At 70.2% G+C, this 13658-nt stretch carries 12 protein-coding genes; 2 read left to right on the forward strand and 10 right to left on the reverse strand.

What is annotated here, in order from left to right; genetic code table 11:
• Positions 1–16 precede the first annotated feature (16 nt).
• Positions 17–1096, forward strand: coding sequence for an NDP-sugar synthase (locus tag ACIHAX_RS27965; RefSeq protein WP_356967317.1), 1080 nt, complete (start codon positions 17–19; stop codon positions 1094–1096).
• Between the two features lie 134 nt (positions 1097–1230).
• On the opposite strand, the gene ACIHAX_RS27970 is transcribed toward ACIHAX_RS27965, so the two are convergent.
• The 7 genes from ACIHAX_RS27970 to ACIHAX_RS28000 form a co-directional block, all read right to left on the reverse strand.
• Positions 1231–2826, reverse strand: coding sequence for a carboxylesterase/lipase family protein (locus ACIHAX_RS27970; protein ID WP_364432528.1), 1596 nt, complete (start codon positions 2824–2826; stop codon positions 1231–1233).
• 211 nt (positions 2827–3037) lie between these two features.
• Complete coding sequence (locus ACIHAX_RS27975; protein WP_397280419.1) at positions 3038–6811, reverse strand: ABC transporter ATP-binding protein; 3774 nt, start codon at positions 6809–6811, stop codon at positions 3038–3040.
• Complete coding sequence (locus ACIHAX_RS27980; RefSeq protein ID WP_355077185.1) at positions 6808–8154, reverse strand: LLM class flavin-dependent oxidoreductase; 1347 nt, start codon at positions 8152–8154, stop codon at positions 6808–6810. Before ACIHAX_RS27980 ends, ACIHAX_RS27975 begins: the two co-directional genes overlap by 4 nt.
• Positions 8155–8166: 12 nt before the next feature.
• Positions 8167–8889, reverse strand: a complete 723-nt coding sequence (locus tag ACIHAX_RS27985) for an ABC transporter ATP-binding protein (protein WP_397280421.1) — start codon at positions 8887–8889, stop codon at positions 8167–8169.
• Positions 8865–9713 carry an ABC transporter permease gene (locus ACIHAX_RS27990; protein WP_355077189.1) on the reverse strand — a complete coding sequence of 283 codons (849 nt, stop codon included), beginning with the start codon at positions 9711–9713 and terminating at the stop codon, positions 8865–8867. Before ACIHAX_RS27990 ends, ACIHAX_RS27985 begins: the two co-directional genes overlap by 25 nt.
• A gap of 34 nt (positions 9714–9747) precedes the next feature.
• Positions 9748–10791 carry an ABC transporter substrate-binding protein gene (locus tag ACIHAX_RS27995; RefSeq protein WP_364432540.1) on the reverse strand — a complete coding sequence of 348 codons (1044 nt, stop codon included), beginning with the start codon at positions 10789–10791 and terminating at the stop codon, positions 9748–9750.
• 168 nt (positions 10792–10959) lie between these two features.
• Positions 10960–12096, reverse strand: a complete 1137-nt coding sequence (locus tag ACIHAX_RS28000) for an ROK family transcriptional regulator (protein WP_364432543.1) — start codon at positions 12094–12096, stop codon at positions 10960–10962.
• A gap of 119 nt (positions 12097–12215) precedes the next feature.
• Between ACIHAX_RS28000 and ACIHAX_RS28005 the strand changes: the two genes are divergently transcribed.
• Positions 12216–12443, forward strand: coding sequence for a zinc ribbon domain-containing protein (locus ACIHAX_RS28005; protein ID WP_355077194.1), 228 nt, complete (start codon positions 12216–12218; stop codon positions 12441–12443).
• A gap of 15 nt (positions 12444–12458) precedes the next feature.
• Here the strand turns inward: ACIHAX_RS28005 and ACIHAX_RS28010 are convergent, their stop codons facing one another.
• Genes ACIHAX_RS28010 through ACIHAX_RS28020 form a run of 3 tightly spaced genes read right to left on the reverse strand, consistent with a single transcriptional unit; the run spans position 12459 to position 13655 of the window.
• Complete coding sequence (locus ACIHAX_RS28010) at positions 12459–12734, reverse strand: SelT/SelW/SelH family protein (RefSeq protein WP_355077196.1); 276 nt, start codon at positions 12732–12734, stop codon at positions 12459–12461.
• Between the two features lie 18 nt (positions 12735–12752).
• Positions 12753–13142, reverse strand: a complete 390-nt coding sequence (locus ACIHAX_RS28015; protein WP_356967304.1) for a YchJ family protein — start codon at positions 13140–13142, stop codon at positions 12753–12755.
• 21 nt (positions 13143–13163) lie between these two features.
• Complete coding sequence (locus ACIHAX_RS28020; protein WP_355077200.1) at positions 13164–13655, reverse strand: hypothetical protein; 492 nt, start codon at positions 13653–13655, stop codon at positions 13164–13166.
• Positions 13656–13658: the final 3 nt, after the last annotated feature.

Raw genomic sequence — 13658 nt, forward strand, 5'->3', positions numbered from 1 at the left:
TGAACAGGGGAGCTTGATGGCAGGAAATACAGGCACCGACGCGGTGATCCTGGTCGGCGGGCAGGGCACGCGGCTGCGGCCGCTGACCCTTTCGGCGCCCAAGCCGATGCTGCCGACGGCCGGGCTCCCGTTCCTGACCCATCTGCTCGCCCGTATCGCCGAGGCCGGGATCACGCACGTGGTGCTGGGCACGTCGTTCAAGGCCGAAGTGTTCGAGGAACACTTCGGCGACGGCTCCGAGCTGGGCTTGGAGATCGAGTACGTCACCGAGACCGAGCCGCTCGGCACCGGCGGCGCGATCCGCAACGTGCTGCCCAAGCTGCGCGCGGACAACGTGATGGTGTTCAACGGCGACGTGCTCGGCGGAACCGACCTCGGCGCGGTGCTCGACACCCATGAGTCGACTCGCGCCGACGTGACGCTGCACCTGGTCCGGGTCAGCGACCCGCGCGCGTTCGGTTGCGTGCCCACCGACGAGGACGGCCGGGTCACCGCGTTCCTGGAGAAGACCCAGGATCCGCCGACCGATCAGATCAACGCCGGGTGCTACGTCTTCCGCCGGGAGTACATCGAGAAGATCCCGGCGGGGCGTCCGGTGTCGGTGGAGCGCGAGGTGTTCCCTGCGCTGTTGACCGAGGGCGCCCGCGTCCAGGGGTACGTCGACGCTTCCTACTGGCGCGACATGGGCACGCCCGAGGACTTCGTGCGTGGCTCCGCCGATCTGGTGCGCGGCATCGCACCCTCCCCCGCCCTGCCGGGGCAGCGCGGTGAATCGCTGGTGCATCCCGGCGCGGGTGTCGCTCCGGGTGCGGTGCTCATCGGCGGCACGGTCGTCGGCCGCGGCGCCGAGATCGGCGCGGGCGCGCGCCTGGACGGCGCGGTCGTCTTCGACGGCGCGGTGATCGAGGCGGGCGCGACGGTGGAGCGCACCATCATCGGCTTCGGGGCGCGCATCGGCCCCCGCGCGCTGGTCCGCGACGGCGTCATCGGAGACGGCGCGAACATCGGCGCCCGCTGCGAACTGCTGCGCGGCGCTCGCGTCTGGCCCGGCGTGGAGATTCCCGACGGCGGCATCCGCTTCTCCACCGACGTCTGAGGCGCTCACGCTCGCCGGGTGCCCGATCGACCTGGCATCCGGCGGCGGCGCGATCGGGCTGGTGTTGCCGCCACTTCCGGCGCCTGCCGACGGCGCGGACGACCCGAATTCGCGTGCTGCGCGAAGAACCTCTGCTAGGAGAACCCGACGGCTTGCTGTCCCCAGGCGGTGTGCAGGTCGCGGTCGGGGTCGTCGACCACGCGATCGACGCCGTCGATGAGCAGTGTGGCGCGGTCGCCCAGGCGATACGGCCGCCAGTGTTTGGAGCCGTCGAGCGCGGCGGGGACGCCGTGCGCGGCGAAGGCCAGCCAGCGGCGCATCACGCGCCCGGAGACCTCCATGGCCGCTTTGCGGCCGCCGAGCCAGAAGGTCGGATCTAGGTTCAGTGTCCCGAAATTGCCGAAGACGTAAGGCAATTCGGTGGCGTGACCGGCGCCGACGCGGGCGGCCCTCAGCATCGGGGTCGCGTAGTCGAAGCGGTACATCCAGGTGGGCGAGTGCTCGGCGTGACCGTCGGCCACCCAGTGCGCCGGCATCCGGAACGCCGCGTCGGTGGACATCGCCAGCGCCCCGCGCGCCTTGTTCAGGTCCGGGTAGGCCGAGGTGATCTCGGCGATGCGCTCCGCGGACATCTCCGGGTGGCTCGCCGCGACGTCGCGCAGCATCGCGTTCACCGCGTCCGGCGTCACCGGCATGATCGGCGAGCGCAGCAGCCGGAACAGCGACGCCTCGTCCTTGTTGGTGCCGATGATCAACGGCACCCGGTGCGACTGTCCGCGCTGGAACCGGTCGATCGGGTAAGTCGGCAGCAGATCGCCGTCGACCACGGGCGCGGCCGCAAGTCGGCCCGGCTCCTTCAGCGGTATCTCGTCGAGCAGGACCCCCGCCGCCGCCACGATCCGCTCGATCGGGCAGTCCAGCAGCTCTTCGGCCCTGGTCGCGGGCAGCTCGATCAGCTCGAGGAACCGCTGCGCCACCGTCGCGGCCCGTTCCTGCCCGAACACCGTCGTAGCGGGCGGGCTCTGCGCGATCGCCCGGTGGAACAGCCCGGCGGCGCGGGGGGCGGTCAGCAGCGCGGTGACGCAACCCGCGCCGGAGGACTCGCCGAAGAGCGTGACGTTGCCGGGATCGCCGCCGAACGCGGCGATGTTGTCGCGCACCCACTCCAGTGCGGCGATCTGGTCGCGCAGGCCGAGGTTCGGCGCGAAGTCGTCGCCGAGCGAGGACAGGTCGAGGAAGCCGAGCGCACCGAGCCGATAGTTGACCCCGACGACCACGACGTCACCGGCCGCGGCCAGCTTGCGCCCGTCGTAGATCTGCTGCGCGGCGGTGCCCAGGCAGTATGCGCCGCCGTGCAGCCAGACCAGCACCGGGCGCGGCTCGGTGTCCGGGCCACGGGTGGGATCGCCCGTCTCCGGCCGCGGTGACCAGACGTTGAGCCACAGACAGTCCTCGCCCATGGCCAGGCCGGAGTCGACGGGGACCATGGTGCCCATCGTCTGCGGCGCGATCTGCCCGAAAGCGGTGCAGTCGCGCACCCCGTCCCAAGGCTGCGGGGCCCGTGGCGGAGCGAATCTGGCCGGACCGGTGGGAGCCGCCGCGTAGGGGATGCTGCGCCAGACCGACACCGGCCCTTCGCGCACACCACGCACGTCGCCGTAGGCCGTTCGCGCGATGGGCTCGGCCGAACCGTCGGGACCGGGCACCGCCTCGGAGAACTGAGCGCGCATCGCAGACCTCCTCATACTTCTTTTTCGAGAGTACGTCGAAGATCAGTACGAGAGCGTCGCGATGCCGTGACATTGCCGCGTCGACTCCCATTCATCCGCTGTTCAGGCCCCTGGCCGGCGCCGCGGTGTCGAATCGGTCACGCGAGCGCAGGCACCCACCGCCACCTGGGGATAGCCAGGAGAATGCTCCTGCTGTCACGGTGGCGCGGGATCAGGTCGCGGCCTCCGATTCCCGGTCACCGACCGACGCCGTGTCGTCGCCGACGTACGCGGCCCACAAGCGGCGATACGGCCCGTCCTCGCCGAGCAGTTGCGCGTGCGGGCCGGTCTGCAACAGCCGCCCCTCGCCCACCACCGCGATGAGATCCGCGTCCGCGGCGGTGGCGAGCCGGTGCGCGACCACGATGGTCGTGCGCCCGGCGGTGAGCACGTCCACCGCGGCCCGCACCCTGGCCTCGGTCGCCAGATCCAGCGAGGCGGTGGCCTCGTCCAGGATCAGGATGTCCGGCTCGACGAGCTGGGCCCGCGCGAGCGCGAGCAGCTGGCGCTGGCCCGCCGACATGCTGCGTCCGTGGTCGCCGGTGGGCTGGTAGTACCCGTGCTCCAGCGCGGCGATCATCTCGTGCGCGCCGACTGCCCGCGCCGCCCACTCGATGTCGGCGGGCGTGGCCTCCGGCTTGCCGTACGAGATTGCCGCGCGCACGGTGTCGCCGAACAGGAACGGTTCCTGCGGGACCACGCCGAGCCGCTTGCGATACTCGCGCAAGCGATAGTCGCGCACGTCGACGCCGTCGACCAGCACCGCGCCCTCGGTCGGGTCGTAGAACCTGGCCAGCAGCTTCACCAGCGTCGACTTGCCCGCGCCCGTCTCGCCGACCAGCGCCACCTTCTGCCCCGGCTCGATGCGCAGATCGATGCCGGAGAGCACCGGCTCGGCGCGGGTCTCGTAGGTGAATCCGACTCCGCGCAACTCGATCGCACCGTTCAGGCGGGTCACCGGACGCGCGTCGGCGGCGTCCGGGGTGGCGACCGGCGTGCGCAGCAGTTCGCCGAGCCGATCGACGCCGACCACGGCCTGCTGGTAGCTGTCGAAGACCTGGGACAGCTGCTGGATCGGCGCGAACAGCAGATCCACGTAGAGCAGGAAGGCGATGAGCGTGCCCGCGGTGAGCACGGCCTCGCGCACCTGGTGCACGCCCACCGCGAGCACCGCAGCCGTGGCCACCACGGACATGAACTCGATGAACGGGAAGAACACGGCCATCAGTATCTGGCTGCGCAGGCGCGCGTCGCGATAGTCCCAGGACCGCCGCTCGAACTCGGCCCGGTTGCGCTCCTCGCGCCGGTAGGCCTGGGTGACCTTGATGTTGTCGACGTTCTCCTGCAGGTAGGCGTTGACGATGCTGACCCGCTCGCGTGCGAGGTTGTAGGCGGGCACCGACGCGCGCCGGAACGCCGCCGTCGAGATCACCAGCAGCGGGAGCAGCGCGAGTACCACCAGCGCCAGCCGCGCGTCGATGACCAGCAGTGCGATCACCACGCCCGCGATGGTCACCGTGCTGGTGAGCGCGGTGGCCAGGCCGGTTTGCAGGAACGCGGAGAGCCCGTCGACGTCGGTGGTCATCCTGGTCATGATCCGGCCGCCGAGTTCGCGCTCGTAGTACTGCAAGCCGAGCCGTTGCAACTGCGCGAAGGTCTTCACTCGCAGGCCGTACAGCAGCCGTTCGCCCGCGCGACCGGTGACCCGCACCTGCGCGACGCTGATCGCCCAGTCCACCGCGACCACGAGCAGCGCGAGCGCCGCCGCGACCAGCAGCACGTCGCGCGCGCCGGCCAGGACGCCGTGGTCGATGCCGTAACGCACCAGGAAGGGAATCAGCACCTGCGCCAGGGCGTCGAGCCCCACCAGACCGAGCCCGGCCAGCAACGGCGCCGCGAACGGCCGCAGCAGCCGCGGCAGCGAGAACTCCGGATCCGGTGTGTGCGAGAAGGTTTCGGAGACCTCCGGTTCACCGGTCAGCGCGGGAAGGCGGTCGATCAGCTCCTGCACGTCACCGCTGGGCGGCGCGGCGGCGAGCATCCCCGGCCCCGCCGCCCGGCCCGCTCCGGCAGGAGCACCGGCGGCACGCTGGGAGAACGCCTTCGCCACCTGCTCCAGGGTGCGTGCGCCGTCATCATCGTCCCCGGCGGGCTCGACCCACAGCGGGGAGGTCGGCGCCTCGGGCCGTGCGAGCCCGGCGTCCACGCCGATGCCCGTGACCTCCGGCGGGGTGAACAGCGCGCGGAACAACTCGCCGGAGTGTTGCAGATCGCGCAGCGTGCCCAGTTCCGCCACCCGTCCGTCGTCGAGCACGGCCACCCGGTCGGCGAGCGCCAGGGTGGACAGGCGATGCGCGACGACGATGGTGGTACGCCCGCGCACCTCGGCCGCGATCCTGGCGTAGATCTGTTCCTCGACCTGCGCGTCGATGGCCGAGGTGGCGTCGTCGAGAACCAGGATGGGCGCGTCGGTGAGCAGCGCGCGGGCCAGCGCGATGCGCTGCCGCTGTCCGCCGGACAGCCGCTGCCCGCGCTCGCCGATCCTGGTATCCAGTCCCTCGGGCAGTGTCCGCACGAACCCGTCGGCCGCGGCGAGATACAAGGCGTGCCAGACCTCTTCGTCCGTGGCCGCCGGGCGTCCATAGGCCACGTTGGCCCGGATGCTGTCGGCCATCAGGTGGGTGTCCTCGAACACCATCGCCACTTGGTCGCGGGCGTCGGACAGGTAGCGGATGTCGACGCCGTCGAACAGGACGGCCCCGGCGTCCGGGTCGACCAGCCGCGGAAGCAATTGCACCAATGTCGATTTGCCGCTGCCCGCACCGCCCGCGATCGCCATGGTCTCGCCCGGCTCTACGGTCAGTTCCAGCCCGTCGAGCACCCGGGTGCGGTCGAAACCGAGACCGACGCCGCGGAACTCGACGCGCGGGGGCGTACTGCCGCGCACCGTCTCGACCTGGGGACGTTCCACCGGCGTCGGCGCCTCGATCACCTCGCGCACCCGGTCCAGCGACGCCTTGCCCTGCTGGCTGACCGTCAGCAGCATGGCGAACTGCCGGATCGGGCTGACGAACGAGCCGAGATAGGTCATGAACGCCAAGAAGGTGCCCAGCGTGATGGACTGCGACAGCGCCAGCAGGCCGCCCGCGATCAGGATCAGCGCCTGTCCCGCCGCGGGCACGGCCTGCATCGCCGGGGTGAACCGGCTGGTGATGCGCGCGACGCGCAGCCGGGAACGGTACAGCTCCCGTGCCTTGGCGGCCAATCCGTCGAGCTCGTGCCGTTCCTGGCCGAACCCCTTCACCACTCGCACCCCGGCGACCGCGGCCTCCACCCGCATCGCCACCTCGGCGGCGCGGGCCTGCGCGTCCCAGTTGGCCGGGAAGAGTTTGCGCTGGCTGCGCCGGGTGATGATCCACAAGGCGGGAACCACGAGCAGCGCGATCACGGTCAGGGCGGGCGACATCAGGGTCATCAGGGTCAGCGCACCGGCGAGCAGCACCACATTGCCCGCCACCATGGGAATGAGCTGCACGAACATCTGGATCAGCGTGACGTCGGTGATCGCCCGGCTGACCACCTGACCGGTCCGCAGGTCCGCCTGCTCGCGGCCGTCCAGCCGCAGCAGCGCGGCGAACAGGTCCCGGCGCAGATCGTGCTGCACACCCAGCGACAGCTGGGACGACGCCACCCGGCGCGTGAACGACGACCCGAATCGCGCCGCGCCGACGACCAGCAGCAGCGCCGCCCACGGCGCCACCGACGCCGCGGTGGTGGTGAGCGTGTCCACCACGTGCCGCACGATGAGGGGCAGCACCGCCGTCAGCAGCGCCGCCGCGAGCGCACCGGCGCCCGCGGCCACGACCAGGCGGCGGTGCTCGAGACAGCGGCGCGTCAGGTACCGGATCCATCCCGGCTGGGACGGATCCGGTTGAACCGAGCTCATCGGGCGACCACGAGCGCATCCGCGGTGTCGTACTGGTTGGCCGGCCGGTCCAGGCCGTAGTGTCCACGCAGGGTGGTCTCGGTGTACTCGGTGCGGAACAGTCCGCGCTGCTGCAGGATCGGCACCACCTGGTCGACGAAGCGCTCCAGTCCCGAGGGCAGCACGGCAGGCATGATGTTGAACCCGTCGGCGGCGCCCTCCCGGAACCAGTGCTCGATGGTGTCGGCCACCTGTTCGGGCGTGCCCGCGAAGGTGCGGTGCCCGCGGCCGCCGCCGAGCCGCCCGATCAGCTGACGCAGCGTGAGTCGTTCGCGCCGGGCGAGGTTCACGATGAGCGTGAACCGGCTCTTGGCGCCCTGGATCTCGTCCTCGGTGGGCAGATCCTCCGGCAGTTCGCTGTCCAGGTCGAGTTGCTCGATCGGGAGTTTGAAGTGCGCGGCCAGCTGGCGGCGCGCGTACTCCGGCGAGATCAGGCGCTCGAGTTCGGCGTCGAGTTCGCGTGCCTGTTCCTCGGTGTCGCCGATGACGGGGACGATGCCGGGCAGGATCTTGATCGTCTCCGGGTCACGGCCCAGCGCGACCGCGCGCTGCTTGAGATCGGTGTAGAACGCCTTGCCGTCCTCGAGCGTCTGCTGCGCGGTGAACACCGCTTCCGCGTAGCGGGCGGCGAAGTTCTTGCCGTCCTCCGAGGAGCCGGCCTGCACCAGCACCGGGTAGCCCTGCGGCGAGCGCGGCACGTTCAACGGACCGTCGACCTTGAAGAACTCGCCGTGGTGGCCGATCTTGCGAACCTTGCTCGCGTCGGTGTGGATGCCGAGGCCCTTGTCCGCGACGATCGCGTCGTCGTCCCAGCTGTCCCACAGCTTGGTGGCCACGTCGACGAACTCGGCGGCTTTCTCGTAACGCAGCTGGTGGTCCGGGGTGTCGTCCAGACCGAAGTTGCGCGCGGCGTCGGCGCCCGCGGTGGTGACGATGTTCCAGCCGACCCGGCCGTTGCTCACCCAGTCCACCGAGGAGAACCGGCGTGCCAGGTTGTAGGGATCGTTGTAGCTGGTGGACGCGGTGGCGATCAGGCCGATCCGGCTGGTCTGCACGGCCACCGCGGTGAGGATCACGGTCGGCTCCAGCTTGCCGCTCGGCCTGCGGCCGGGATCGCCCATCAGCACCGGGCTGTCGGCGAAGAAGATCGAGTCCAGCTTGCCGCGCTCGGCGGTGCGGGCCAGCTCGACGTAGTAGTTGATGTCGGTGTGCGCGTACGGATCGCTTTCCGGCAGCCGCCAGGCCGCCTCGTGGTGTCCCACCGACATCAGGAAGGCGTTGAGGTGCAGTTGTTTACCGGACATGGTCGGGTCCTTTCAGACAGCGGCCGGGGCGACGCCCAGCGAAGCGAGCAATGCGCGACGGACGCGCTGGAATTCGGGCAGACTCGGGTCGCGCTCGGCGGGCAGGTCCACCGGCAGGTCGACCGTGATGCGCCCCTCGTCGAGCACGAGCACCCGGTCGGCGAGCGCGATCGCCTCGTCCACGTCGTGGGTGACCAGCAGCACGGTCGGGCGGCGGCGCCGGATCAGTTGCCGCAGCAGCTCGTGCATCTTGATCCTGGTCAGCGCGTCCAGCGCGCCGAAGGGTTCATCGGCCAGCAGCAGGTCCGGCTCGCCCACCAGGGAGCGGGCCAGCGAAACCCGTTGCTGCTCGCCGCCGGAGAGCTGGTTGGGCCACGCCCGTTCGCGTCCGGCGAGACCGACCTCGGTGAGTACCCGCACCGCCGCGGCCTTGCGCGAGCGCGGCTGGCCGTAGAGCACGTTGGCCAGAACCCGTTGCCATGGCAGCAGGCGGGAGTCCTGGAACACCACCGACGTCTTGGCGGGCACCCGCAGCGTGCCCGACCCGGCGACGTCGTAGTCGAGTCCGGCCAGCGCGCGCAGCAGCGTGCTCTTGCCCGACCCGCTGCGGCCGAGCAGGGCGACGAACTGCCCGGCCGGGATCGTCAGCGTGATGCCGTCCAGCACCTTGCGTTCACCGAAACCGCGGGTCAGTCCGCGGACCTGTACGCCTACCCCGCGATCGTCCGTCGCCACGACAGCACCTTCCGCTCGACCAGCCGGATGACACCGTCGGACAACAGTCCGAACGTGCCGTAGACCGCGAGGCCCACCAGGATCACGTCGGCCTGGCCGTAGTTCTGGGCGTTCTGCATCATCTTCCCCAACCCGTCGATGGCGTTGACGGATTCGACGACGATCAGCGCCAGCCACGCGCCGGTCACCGAGAGTCGCAGGCCGAGGAAGAAGCCGGGCAGCGAACCGGGTACCACGACCTTCCTGATGAACGTGGCCCGCGAAACCCGCTGCACCTCCGACAGTTCCACCAGCCGCTGATCGATGGTGGTGAGCGAGGCGTGCGTCTGGATATACATGGTGATCACCACGCCGAGGGTGATCAGCACGATCTTGAACGATTCGCCGATGCCGAGCCAGAGGATCATCAGCGGAATCAGGCCGAGGCTTGGGATCGCCCGCTTCACTTGGATCGGGCCGTCCACCAGCGACTCACCGAATCGGGACAGGCCCGCGATCAGGGCGAGCGTCGTGCCGACCAGCACGCCGATGCCGAGGCCGATGCCCGCGCGCTGCAGCGAGGCGGATACGTTCGCCGCCAGGGAACCGTTGACGAGCAGGTCCCAGCCCGTTTCCAGCACGGTCCACGGCGCCGACAGCTTGCGTTCGTCGAGCCAGCCGAAGTGCGCGCCTGCCGCCCAGAGGCCGAGAACTACCAGCACGCCGAGCATCCGGGCGAACGGAACGGACTTGCGTAGCCCGAGCCTGCGCAATTGCCTGCGTTCGACGAATCCGTCGGTCCGTGACGGCGGCGCCGCTACGGTGCGAGTCAGTGCGATGGTCATGGCGACTCCTGTGTTGTGCGGGCGCTCGAGCGGTTCACCGGGTGTCCTGGGTGCGGTAGTTCGCGGTCACCGCCTCGGCGGCGACTCGTTCGAAGCGGCGGTCGAAAAGTTCGTTCGCGTCGAACCGCTTGCCGAAATAGCCCGAACCGGTGAGCAAGTCGACGGTGTCCTGCTCCCATGCGATCGCTTTGTCCCAATTGTCCGGGAAATAGGGGCGCGGTGTCGTATCCAGAATTCGCCGGCCGTCCGCCGCGGAGACTTCCTGGTCTTTCACGTAGTAAGAGGAGATCCATTGTTCCTGGTGCTCCCAGGCCCAGACATCGCCGCGCGCCCAGAACTCGACGAATTGCCGGACGGCCGCGAGTTTGGCCGAGTCGCGCAGGACCGCGGTCGGCGCCCACAGCACGGTCAGCGCGTCCACCGCGGGCGTGGCCACCGCCGTGGCGCCTTGCCCGCGGTATTTGTCCAGGTATTTGGTCAGCGTCGGCTCCCCCAGCGGGGCGACGTCGATCTGCTTGCCCTGCAACGCGGTAAGGAACTGCGGGCTGTTGAGTTCCACCAGCTGCACTTCGTTCAGGCCGATGCCCGCGGCGCGCAGGGTGCGCAGCACCACCACGCCCTGGGCCTGACCAGGCGAGAAGCCGATCTTCTTGCCGCGCAATTCCTGGATCGAGTTGACGGTCACGCCGGGTGCGGTGGCCAGCTGATAGTTCGGGATGTCACGGACTTTGACGCCGACGATCTTGGCGTCGAGACCGGTCGCGTGGGCGTGGATGGGCGGGATGCCCGCGTTCGTCGCGATATCCACCGAACCGCCACGGAAGGCTTGGATGACGTCGGGGCCCGCGGAGACGGCGGGCCAGGCGGACACGGTGAACGGCAGCTTGCCGATCTCACCGGAGGTTTCCAGCGCGACGCGGGTGGTGTTGACCGCCACCGACAACGAGGTGCCTGCCGGAACGGTGGTCGGCAGCGCGGATTTCAGATCGGTGTCGCCGCCCTCATCGGTGGCGCACGAGACGGCGAGCAGAGCGGTGGCGGAGGTGACGAGTGCTAATCGCCGGAGAGAATTGCGCACGGTGATTTCCTGGGTCGAATCCGGTGTTCTCGGGAATATCTCGCTCCCGGACAACACCGCAGTTGCGATCCGGTCCCGGCAATGGCTCGGTGCATTTCTTTCATGAAAGAACTTTCCCGAATAACCGTGCCGCACGTCAATATTCGTTCTACTTAAAATAAGTCGGAGTCAAACAGCAGCCTCCAGCGCGCGCAGCGGAGTGTGGAACAGGCTGTGCAGCACCACCGCCCCCGCGGACATCTCCAGGACTCGCCCCTCGAACGACGAACCGACCACCAGTTCGGCCGGGTCGGTACACAACAGCGAATGTTCGCGTACTGCCGCGAGATACGCCTCCCACACGCCGCCGACGCGACGGCCGCGGTCGACCACTACCACCGATTCGGGATCGAGCAGATCGATCAGCGCCGCGACGACCCGGCCGAGCACGCGGGCGCGCTCCAGGAACAGCCCGCGCACGGGCGCGCCTTCGGCCGCCACCGCCACCAATTCGGGCATGGTCGACGCCACGCCGCAGCGCTCGAGCAGTGCATGATCGGAGTAGTAGTCGTCGAGCGAGGAACCCCCCTGCGGGCCCGCGCTCTTTCCCGCGCCCAGGCCGAGCAGCGACTCGATCGATCCGGCTCCAGACCGCGGCCCGTAGTGCACCTGCCCGTGCACCGCGATGGCCACATCGATCACGTTGCCGACGAACAGCACCACCGAGCTCGCCGTCGCGCCCATGCGGCCGAACAGCTGCTCGGCGTGCATCAGCGCTCTGGTGTGACTGTCGAGCTGGGTCGGCAATCCGGTGCGCGCGGCGAGATACTCCCGCACCGGGACGTCACGCCAGCGCAGGAAGGAATGGTCCACCACCGACCCCGCCGTTCGGTCGACCCGGCCGCCGGTAGCCACGCCCAGACCCACGATCCGCAGGCCGTCGGACTCGTCGCGGACCCGGCACACCTCGGCGGCGGCGGTGGCCAGGATGTCGTACGGGGCGTGCGTGCGGTGCGGCACCTTCGTGGTTTGCCGGAGCGTGCCGCCGATGTCCACCACCGCGACGGTGGTGTGGGTGGCCGCGATGTGCACCGCTATGGCCACGTTGTCGGCGGTGTCGAGCGCCAGCGGGCTATGCGGTCGGCCGATCCCGGACGCGCCGGCGGTCTCGGGCAGCTCGACGATCAACCCCGCCTCCAGCAGCGCGCGAGTCTGCCACGTCACCGTGGCGGGTGAGATTCCCGCGTGTCTGGCGATCGAACTGCGCGGAGCCGGACCCAGCTCGAGCAACGCTCGAAGTACCGCTCCCGCGCTGCCGTCCGCCATCGCCGTCACCTCTTCATCGCCGCGCTGCCCAGCCACGCTACGGACGCGGCCCGCGGCTGCGAAGCATTTGGCGCAGGCCGATCCGAACACACCGGCGGCACAGGCCCTAAACTGAGCGGATGCCGAGTTACAGCTATCGGTGCCGCAGCTGCGGTGACACGTTCGAGGTGACCCGTCCGATGGCGGAGTCGGCCGCGCCGGCGACCTGCCCGATCGGCCACGACGACACGGTCAAGTTGCTGACCACCTTCGCCACCGTCTCCCGAGGCGGTGCGAGCGCGCCCGCACCAACCCCGGCGGCGCCCCCTGCGGGCGGCGGCTGCTGCGGTGGCGGCTGCTGCGGCTGAGTTCCCGGCGCGGTCTCACTCGCGCCGGTCGGCATGACCGAGGTCGCGCTCGGGTGCGACCCGGTCGCGCACCCGCTGCTTCAGCACCGTGATGTCGGGAAATCCGCCGTCGGCCTTGCGCTCCCAGATCTGTTCGCCGTCCACGGTGATCCGGAAGACCCCGCCCGAACCAGGCAGCAGCGCGACTTCGTCCAAGTCGGTGGCGAAGGTGCTGAGCAATTCCTGCGCCATCCAGCTCGCCCGCAGCAGCCAGCGGCATTGGGTGCAGTACTCGATCGCGACGCGTGCCATGCCCGCTGACGCTACCGCTCAGTCGTCGTGCGTGCCGTCCAGGTAGACCCAGGCGCCGTCGGATCGGGCGAACCGGCTGGTCTCGTGCAGTGCGCCGCGACCGCCCGCGTCGCGGTAGTGCGCGACGAACTCCACCGTGCCGGTGTCGTCGAACAGTCCACCTCGATCGGTCCGGGTGATTTCCAGGAACAACCAGCGCTGGGCGGGATCGAGGGTCAAGGCGGCCGGGCGAGTGCGCGGATGCCACGAACGCAGCAGATAGTCGACATCGCCCACCGCGAACGCGGTGTAGCGCGACCGCATCAGGGCTTCGGCGGTGGGAGCGGGACGCTCGCCGCTCAACACCGGACCGCAGCAGTCCTCGAATGCCTCGCCACGCCCACACGGGCAGCGCCGTGCCTTGTTCATTCCGCGCCCTTCCTACCTGTGTCAGGAATCCCGGCGCGCCCGCACCGCCGCCAGGTCCTCGGCCAAGGCTACGGTCTGCTCCCGCCAGCGCCGCAGATCGGTGACGCTCGGCGCGAGTTCGTAGTCGTGATGGTGCGCGGCGCGCGACAGCGCCGCCCAGAGCACGGCCACGCGCGCCGCCACGTCCGGTCCCGCGAAGGCGCGCAGCGCGATGAGCTGTGCCCGCATCGGACAGCGGACCAGCGGGGGCGCCAGCCGCAGCCACAGTTCGTCGACGGCCTGCTCCAGAGCGATCCGCAGAATCCAGGCCGTCGCGCGGGACCACAGCCCGCCCGCGGCGGTCACCGATCCGGCGAGCAACAGATCCACGGTTTCCAGCCGCTCGGCGACCGACGGCCGATTCGCGCGCGAGCGTTGCGCGCCGTTGTTCGGCCCACGCTGCCCGTGCCTGGCCGCGCGTCCGCCGCCCGCGGGTCCACGACGTGCGCCGACCGGCCGACGCCGCCCGCTCATCGG

This window comes from Nocardia sp. NPDC051929 (assembly GCF_044548645.1).
Lineage (GTDB): Bacteria > Actinomycetota > Actinomycetes > Mycobacteriales > Mycobacteriaceae > Nocardia > Nocardia sichangensis.

Excerpts from the sequence above, each read along its gene's own strand:
- ACIHAX_RS27965 (WP_356967317.1), top strand. The coding sequence starts at position 17 with ATGGCAGGAAATACAGGCACCGACGCGGTGATCCTGGTCGGCGGGCAG.
- ACIHAX_RS27970 (WP_364432528.1), bottom strand. The coding sequence starts at position 2,826 with ATGCGCGCTCAGTTCTCCGAGGCGGTGCCCGGTCCCGACGGTTCGGCC.
- ACIHAX_RS27975 (WP_397280419.1), bottom strand. The coding sequence starts at position 6,811 with ATGAGCTCGGTTCAACCGGATCCGTCCCAGCCGGGATGGATCCGGTAC.
- ACIHAX_RS27980 (WP_355077185.1), bottom strand. The coding sequence starts at position 8,154 with ATGTCCGGTAAACAACTGCACCTCAACGCCTTCCTGATGTCGGTGGGA.
- ACIHAX_RS27990 (WP_355077189.1), bottom strand. The coding sequence starts at position 9,713 with ATGACCATCGCACTGACTCGCACCGTAGCGGCGCCGCCGTCACGGACC.
- ACIHAX_RS28000 (WP_364432543.1), bottom strand. The coding sequence starts at position 12,096 with ATGGCGGACGGCAGCGCGGGAGCGGTACTTCGAGCGTTGCTCGAGCTG.
- ACIHAX_RS28005 (WP_355077194.1), top strand. The coding sequence starts at position 12,216 with ATGCCGAGTTACAGCTATCGGTGCCGCAGCTGCGGTGACACGTTCGAG.
- ACIHAX_RS28010 (WP_355077196.1), bottom strand. The coding sequence starts at position 12,734 with ATGGCACGCGTCGCGATCGAGTACTGCACCCAATGCCGCTGGCTGCTG.
- ACIHAX_RS28015 (WP_356967304.1), bottom strand. The coding sequence starts at position 13,142 with ATGAACAAGGCACGGCGCTGCCCGTGTGGGCGTGGCGAGGCATTCGAG.
- ACIHAX_RS28020 (WP_355077200.1), bottom strand. The coding sequence starts at position 13,655 with ATGAGCGGGCGGCGTCGGCCGGTCGGCGCACGTCGTGGACCCGCGGGC.